Genomic DNA, 6,898 nt, shown 5'->3' with positions numbered 1-6,898 from the left:
CCCCGACACCGGCCCCCGCCGCCTGTGATGAAAGGAGGGGCCCCCTGTTAACGCCTCGTGCATAGCAGGGGTCCCCTCTTAACCGGCCGCGCCCAGCCGGCGCTCAACGCCGGCTGGAGATTTGCTGCACGCCCCAGGTGTTGCCGTCCGGGTCTGCGAAGAACACGAAGCCGACGTTGTCCAACGGGTCCGGCACCGGGTGAGGGTTCTTCCCGACCACCTGGATCTCGCTCACCTCCACACCGCGTTCGAGCAGTTCGGCGCGAGCCTTGTGCAGGTCCGCCACGACGAGTTGGAGCCCCTTGAGGGAACCCGGCGCCATCGGCGGCACCGCTCCCTTACCGATCACGATCGAACAGCCCGAGCCGGGCGGGGTCAGCTGGATGATCCGTACGTCGTCGTTGATTGTCGTGTCGTGGTCGACGACGAAGCCGCACTTGTCGGCGTAGAACGCCTTGGCCCGGTCCAGGTCGGTGACCGGCACGACCACCACTTCCAGAGTCCAGTTCACGATGCTCCCTCTGATGTCGTCGCCAGCAGGCCGGCGAGTCGGGTGTAGCTCTGGGCGATGCCGCGGGCCATCGGGTACCGCAGCGCCGTGGCGCGGCCCTCGGGCGTGGCGAAGCGCAGCGTGGTGGTGACTGTGGTACGCCCGACCAGTTCGGTGAAGTCGTGGCGGACCAGGGTCTGACCCGGGTACGACTGCTCGTCGAAGAGTTCGGTCTGCACGATCCGGTGCGGCGGGTCGACCTCCCGGTAGACGCCGCTCTGGACCATGCGTTCCCCGCCGGGCCCCTGCGACACGAACCGCCAACGCCCGTCGACCCGCAGGTCCACCTCGCACTCGACCAGCCGCCAGCCACCTGCGCCGTACCAGCGCATCAGCAGGTCGGGGCGGGTGAAGGCGGCGAAGACCAGCCGCGCCGGGGCATCGAACACCCGGCTCAGCACGATCTCCCGGTCGCCTGGTGTCTCCACCACGAGGTGATCGTCGATCATGGCGTCCCGCCGCCTGGTTCGGTCTGCTCCGCCGTGCGGAGTTCGTCGAGCAGGTCGTCGAGGTGTTGGTAGCGCTCTGCCCAGTGGTCCCGGTACGCCGCCAGCCACGCGGTGACGTCGCGCAGCGGACCCGCCTCCAGGCGGCAAGGACGTCGCTGCGCCACCCGGCCCCGACTGACCAGACCGGCCCGCTCCAGCACGCGCAGATGCTTGGAGATCGCCGGTTGGCTCATCGCGAAGGGTGCGGCGAGTTCGGTGACCGTGGCCTCGCCAGCGGCCAGCCGGGTGAGGATGGCCCGCCGGGTCGGGTCGGCCAACGCCGCGAAGGTGGCGTCCAGGTCGGTGTGCACGGTTTATAACCTCCCGGTTTAATAACCAAGAGGTTTTATATCGGCTTCCGAGGACGGCGTCAACCAAGCACCAGACGACGTCGGCCCCGGCGGTGAAGCCGGGGCCGACGTGGTAGAGGTCAGGATCAGCAGGCGTACGCCTCCAGCCGCTGGGACCGCTCCGGCGCCCGCAGCTTGAGCAGGGTCACCTTCTCGATCTGGCGGATCCGCTCCCGGGACAGGCCGAACTCGCGGCCGACCTCGTCCAGGGTGCGCTGCCGGCCGTCGTCGAGGCCGAACCGCAGCCGGATGACCGCCTGCTCGCGCTGCGACAGGGTGGCCAGCACGATGCTCACCTCGTTACGCAACTCGCCCTGGGCGGCGGCGTCACCCGGCTGGGTGGCCGGGTCGGCGGCGGCGACGAAGTCACCGAGGGCGCTCTCGCCGTCCTCGCCGACGGCCTGGTCCAGGCTCACCGGTTCCCGGTCGTACGAGATCAGCTCGATCACCTGGAACTCGGGAACGTCGAGCGCGCGGGCGACCTCGGCGAGCGTGGGCTCGCGGCCCAGCGACACCGCCAGTTCCCGGCGGGCCCGGACCATCCGGTTGACCTGCTCGACCATGTGCACCGGGATGCGGATGGTGCGGGCCTGGTCGGCCATGGCGCGGGTGATGGCCTGGCGGATCCACCAGGTGGCGTAGGTGGAGAACTTGTAGCCCTTGGTGTAGTCGAACTTCTCGACGGCGCGGATGAGGCCGAGGTTGCCTTCCTGGATCAGGTCGAGGAAGGCCATGCCACGGCCCGTGTACCGCTTCGCGATGCTCACCACCAGGCGGAGGTTCGCCTCCAGCAGGTGGTCCTTGGCGGCCCGGCCCTGCTGCGCGACCAGCTCCAGGTCGGCGCGCAGCTCGGCGGAGACCGGGGTGCAGGTGGCCAACTTCTCCTCGGCGAACAGGCCGGCCTCGATCCGCTTGGCCAGGTCGACCTCCTCGGCGGCGGTCAGTAGCTTCCGCCTGCCGATCCCGTTCAAATATGCCCGGACCAGGTCGGTGGAGACGCCGCGCTCGTCGGTGGCGTCCAGGTCGGTCAGGGTCTCGACGCCAGGCTCGGCTTCGGTGCCGGCGCGCATGCGGTGCTCCATCGTCTGCAGGGCCATCTCTGTCTCCCCGTTCCACGTCCGTGCCGTGTGCTCCGGCGAAGTTCTGCCGGGTGACCCACAGCTTGGCGGGTGAGGCGTAAAACGGGAGTGAGGCGATCGGGGACCCGACAGCGGGACGCACCCGCCGGCCCTGGCCGTATCCGCCGTACGGCCGGAGCAGTTGTGGACGCCGGTTACCGTGCCAGCGGCCGGCCGGGACCGGTGAGACAGGCGCCCGCGTCGGGACGGGCGATCGAGCGATGGAGGCAGCACGTGGTGTTCAAGCGGCTCATGCAGGCGATGGGCGTCGGAGGCCCCTCGGTGGAGACGGTGCTGGCGAACCCGAACTGCCGTCCGGGTGGGCAGTTGACCGGGAGCATCGCGGTGACTGGCGGGGACCACCCGGTGGATGTCTCGTACGTGGCGCTCGGGCTGCTCACCAGGGTCGAGGTGGAAAGTGGTGACAACGAGTACTCGACAAATCAGGAGTTCCACCGGCAGCAGATGACCGGGGCGTTCCGGCTGGAGGCGGGGCAGCGGTACGACATCCCGTTCCACTTCGACGTGCCCTGGGAGACCCCGGTCACCGAGCTGTACGGGCAGCATCTGCACGGGATGACGATGGGGCTGCGTACGGAGTTGGAGGTGGCCCGCGCCGTCGACTCCAGTGACCTGGACGCGGTCACGGTGCACCCGCTACCTGCTCAGGAACGCCTGCTGGAGGCGTTGCTGCGGCTCGGTTTCCGGTTCGCCCGGGCCGACGTGGAGCGCGGGCACATCTACGGCGTGCACCAGACGCTGCCGTTCTACCAGGAGATCGAGTTCTACCCCGCGCCGCAGTACGCCGGCGCGATGAAGCAGCTGGAGGTCACCTTCGTCGCCAATCCCCGGCAGATGGAGGTGGTGTTGGAGCTGGACAAGCGCGGTGGGTTGTTCACCGAGGGCCGCGACGTCTTCGGGCGGTTCACCGTCGACCACGCCAGCCTCGACCAGGTCGACTGGGCCGCCCAGCTCGACAACTGGCTGCGCCAGTCGCTGCGCCGTCGCGGCCTGTTCGGCTGAGCGTCGTCAGAGGTCGAGCAGGATGGTACGGGGGCCGACGTTGACGCTCTCGACAAGCATGTGCGCGCGGAAGCGGCCGGTCTCGACGGTCGCGCCGCGCTGCCGCAGCGCCCGGACCATCTCCTCGACAAGCGGTTCGGCGATCTCGGCTGGCGCGGCAGCGGTCCAGCTGGGGCGGCGGCCCTTGCGGGCGTCACCGTAGAGGGTGAACTGGCTGACCACCAGGATCGCCGCCCCGGCGTCCGCCGCGGAGCGTTCGTCGTCCAGGATCCGTAGCTCGTGCACCTTGCGGGCCATCGTCCGGGCGGTCTCGACGGTGTCGCTGTGGGTCACCCCGAGCAGCACCAGCAGCCCGTCGGAGATCGCACCGACCACCTCGCCGTCGACCGTGACGCTGGCCCGGCCGACGGTCTGCACCACCGCCCGCATCAGGCCGGCACCGTCGCGCGAACACTGGCGGACGGTGCCGGCACCGGGCGCCTCACGGCTGCACCGGCTCGACGAAGCCGCGTTCGACCAGGTGCGCCACGATCGGGCCGGCCGCCTCGGTCAGCTCGTCGACGGCCGCGTCGTGCGCGACGGCGAGCAGGGCGAGCTGGTCCCGCAGGGGCAGTCGACCGTCGGCCCCACCCACCAGGGCCAGCACCAACGGGTCGATCTCCTCGGTCCAGCGCAGACCGTGCGGCATGGTGAGCACCTGGCGGTCCACCCCCCAACCGTCGTCGCCCATCGTCGCCTCCTGGTGCAGCCGGAGTCCATCGGCGGCGCGGTACCGCGCGTCCAGCAGCCCGTCGGTGGTCCGGCCGCGCAGCCAGTCCTGCCGGTCGAACCACTCGGCGATCCGGTCGCCCATCGGCGCCTGGACGCGCTGGCGCAGGTCCTCCACCCGCAGCACCGGGTCGTCGTGGCCGCTGCGGCGCAGCGAGACGATGCCGAAGCCGATCGCCTCCACCTTGTGCGCGTCGAACCAGTCCAGCCAGTCGGCCATCCGCTGCGGGTCGGCCGCCTCGCCGACGTCGGTCAGCCAGAGGTTGACGTACGCCATCGGGTCGGCGACCTCGCGCTGGATCACCCAGGCGTCCAGCCCGGTGCCGGCGAACCAGCCGGCCACCCGCTCACCCCAGTCCTCGCCGGTGACGTGCACCCAGTTGGCGAGGTACTGCATGGTGCCGCCCTCGGTGAGCAGTCCCGGCGCGGCGGCGGCCAGTTCGGCGCCGATCGCGTCGCCGACCCGGCCGGAGTCGCGGTAGACGTGGGTGGTGGTTCCCGGCCCGACCACGAACGGGGGATTGCTCACCACCAGGTCGAAGCGGCGGCCGGCGACCGGTGCCACCAGGTCGCCGTGCAGCAGTTCCCAGTCCTGCCCGTTGAGCGCGGCGGTGGTGGCGGCGAACCGCAACGCGCGCCGTGAGACGTCGGTGGCGGTGACCCGTCGGGCGTGGGTGCTCAGGTGCAGTGCCTGCACGCCGGAGCCGGTGCCGAGGTCGAGCGCGGTCTCCACCGGCCGCCGCACGGCCGCGCCGATCATCGTCTGCGTCGCGCCGCCGATGCCGAGTACGTGCTCGGCGTGCAGCGGCCGGCCGGGGCGGGCACTGGCCGGCACGTCGGCTAGCACCCACCAGTCGTCGCCGTACGGTTCCAGGTCCAACCCCATCCGCAGCCCGTCGCCGTGCCGTTCCACCAACCCGGCGTCGAGCGCCTCGGTGATCGACAGCGGGGCCAACGCGGCGGTCACTGCGGCCTCCGGCTCGGTCTGCTCGCAGATGAACACCCGGATCAGGGTGGCGAGTGGATCACCGTCGGTGGTGGCGCGCAGGGCGGCCCGGAAGTCGTTGCGGGCCACCCCGCCGGTGGCCTGCGAGCCGAGCCGGGCGGCGATGCCGTTGGCGGTGAAGTTCGCCCTGACCAGTGCGGTCCGCAGCGCCTCGATTCCGGCGGGCGAGAGCAGCGTGTCGTGTCCGTCCACACCGCCATCCTGCCTGCTGGCACCGGCTCGGGTGCGACCGCCCGTGACATTTTCAAACCATCGACACAAATCTCTGTCATATTCGTCGATCGGAAGCTAGCATCTCCTCCAATCAAGTCCGTGGGATGACTGGCCGGCCATAACCCGGTCAGCCGTTCCGGTTAGGGAGGCAGACGATGACCTCAGGGCCCACCGCGCGACGGCGCCTCATCCAGGCGCTCGCCGTCGCCGCCACCGCGGCGGCCGTCTCGGCGGCCAGCACCACCGCGGCGGTCGCCGCACCCACCGGCGAGATCCGCGGCGCTGGCGCGGCGAACGCGATCAGCGGCAGCTACCTCGTCGTGCTGCGCACCGACGTGGTCGGCGCCGTCGGCTCGTCGGCCGCCCGCAACGCGGTGCCGGACCGCGCCAGCACGCTGGTGAAGCGGTACGGGGGCAAGGTCTCCGACACGTACAGCGCCGCGCTCACCGGGTTCGCGGCCAAGATGACCGCGACCCAGGCGGCCCGGCTCGCCGCCAACCCCGCCGTGGCCTACGTCGAGCAGGACAAGGCGGTCTCGATCGACGCCACCCAGAGCAACCCGACGTGGGGCCTGGACCGCATCGATCAGCGCAACCGGCCGCTGAGCAACAGCTACACGTACCCGAACACCGCCTCCAACGTGCGGGCGTACATCATCGACACCGGCATCCGGATCACCCACAACGACTTCGGTGGCCGGGCCACCTGGGGCACCAACACGATCGACACCAACAACACCGACTGCAACGGCCACGGCACCCACGTCGCCGGCACCGTCGGCGGCACCACGTACGGTGTGGCCAAGGGGGTCCGCCTGGTCGCCGTGAAGGTGCTCAACTGCTCCGGCGGCGGCACCACCACCAGCGTGGTCAACGGCGTGAACTGGGTGACCGCCAACGCGGTGAAGCCGGCCGTGGCGAACATGAGCCTCGGCGGCGGAGCCAGCACCGCCATCGACAACGCGGTGGCCAACTCGGTCGCCTCCGGCGTCAGCTACGCCGTCGCCGCCGGCAACTCGAACGCCAACGCCTGCAACTACTCGCCGGCCCGTACCTCGACCGCGATCACCGTCGGCGCGACGACCAGCACCGACGCCCGGTCGTCCTTCTCCAACTACGGCTCGTGCGTGCACATCTTCGCGCCGGGCTCCAGCATCTCGTCGGCCTGGAACACCAGCAACACCGCGACCAACACGATCAACGGCACCTCGATGGCCTCGCCGCACGTGGCCGGTGCGGCCGCCCTCGTCCTGGGCACCAACCCGTCCTGGTCGCCGGCGCAGGTCAAGACCTACCTGGTCAACAACGCCACCACCGGCGTGGTGACCAGCCCCGGCACCGGCTCGCCGAACCGCCTCCTGTTCGTCGTCAACTGACCGTGA

General features: G+C 70.6%; 8 protein-coding genes. 2 read left to right on the top strand and 6 right to left on the bottom strand.

Going from position 1 to position 6,898, the window contains the following annotated elements:
* Positions 1–103: 103 nt before the first annotated feature.
* From C1I93_RS10860 to sigB, 4 genes are all read right to left on the bottom strand, one after another.
* A complete protein-coding gene (locus tag C1I93_RS10860) occupies positions 104–511 on the bottom strand; it encodes a VOC family protein (RefSeq protein ID WP_111243126.1) in 408 nt (135 codons plus the stop codon).
* Complete coding sequence (locus tag C1I93_RS10855) at positions 508–999, bottom strand: SRPBCC family protein (RefSeq protein WP_111243125.1); 492 nt, start codon at positions 997–999, stop codon at positions 508–510. The genes C1I93_RS10860 and C1I93_RS10855 overlap by 4 nt, the downstream gene beginning before the upstream one ends.
* Positions 996–1,349: an ArsR/SmtB family transcription factor gene (locus C1I93_RS10850; protein ID WP_111243124.1), complete on the bottom strand. Its 354-nt coding sequence runs from the start codon at positions 1,347–1,349 to the stop codon at positions 996–998. Before C1I93_RS10850 ends, C1I93_RS10855 begins: the two co-directional genes overlap by 4 nt.
* A gap of 125 nt (positions 1,350–1,474) precedes the next feature.
* Positions 1,475–2,485: an RNA polymerase sigma factor SigB gene (gene sigB, locus C1I93_RS10845; RefSeq protein WP_111243123.1), complete on the bottom strand. Its 1,011-nt coding sequence runs from the start codon at positions 2,483–2,485 to the stop codon at positions 1,475–1,477.
* 255 nt (positions 2,486–2,740) lie between these two features.
* On the opposite strand from sigB, the gene C1I93_RS10840 reads away from it, so the two are divergent.
* A complete protein-coding gene (locus C1I93_RS10840; RefSeq protein ID WP_111243122.1) occupies positions 2,741–3,529 on the top strand; it encodes a sporulation protein in 789 nt (262 codons plus the stop codon).
* Between the two features lie 6 nt (positions 3,530–3,535).
* Here the strand turns inward: C1I93_RS10840 and dtd are convergent, their stop codons facing one another.
* Together dtd and C1I93_RS10830 are read right to left on the bottom strand one after the other, a co-directional pair.
* Entirely contained in the window at positions 3,536–3,958 is a 423-nt protein-coding gene (dtd, locus tag C1I93_RS10835) for a D-aminoacyl-tRNA deacylase (protein WP_111243121.1), read from the bottom strand.
* Positions 3,959–4,010: 52 nt separating this feature from the next.
* Positions 4,011–5,495, bottom strand: a complete 1,485-nt coding sequence (locus tag C1I93_RS10830) for a DUF7782 domain-containing protein (protein ID WP_111243120.1) — start codon at positions 5,493–5,495, stop codon at positions 4,011–4,013.
* A gap of 176 nt (positions 5,496–5,671) precedes the next feature.
* Between C1I93_RS10830 and C1I93_RS10825 the strand changes: the two genes are divergently transcribed.
* Positions 5,672–6,892, top strand: a complete 1,221-nt coding sequence (locus C1I93_RS10825) for a S8 family peptidase (protein ID WP_111243119.1) — start codon at positions 5,672–5,674, stop codon at positions 6,890–6,892.
* The last annotated feature ends 6 nt before the right edge of the window (positions 6,893–6,898 follow it).

It is taken from the genome of Micromonospora endophytica (assembly GCF_003236305.1).
Lineage (GTDB): Bacteria > Actinomycetota > Actinomycetes > Mycobacteriales > Micromonosporaceae > Micromonospora > Micromonospora endophytica.
The sequence above is the reverse complement of the archived record's forward strand: the minus strand, read 5'-3'. Positions and strand labels throughout refer to the sequence as shown.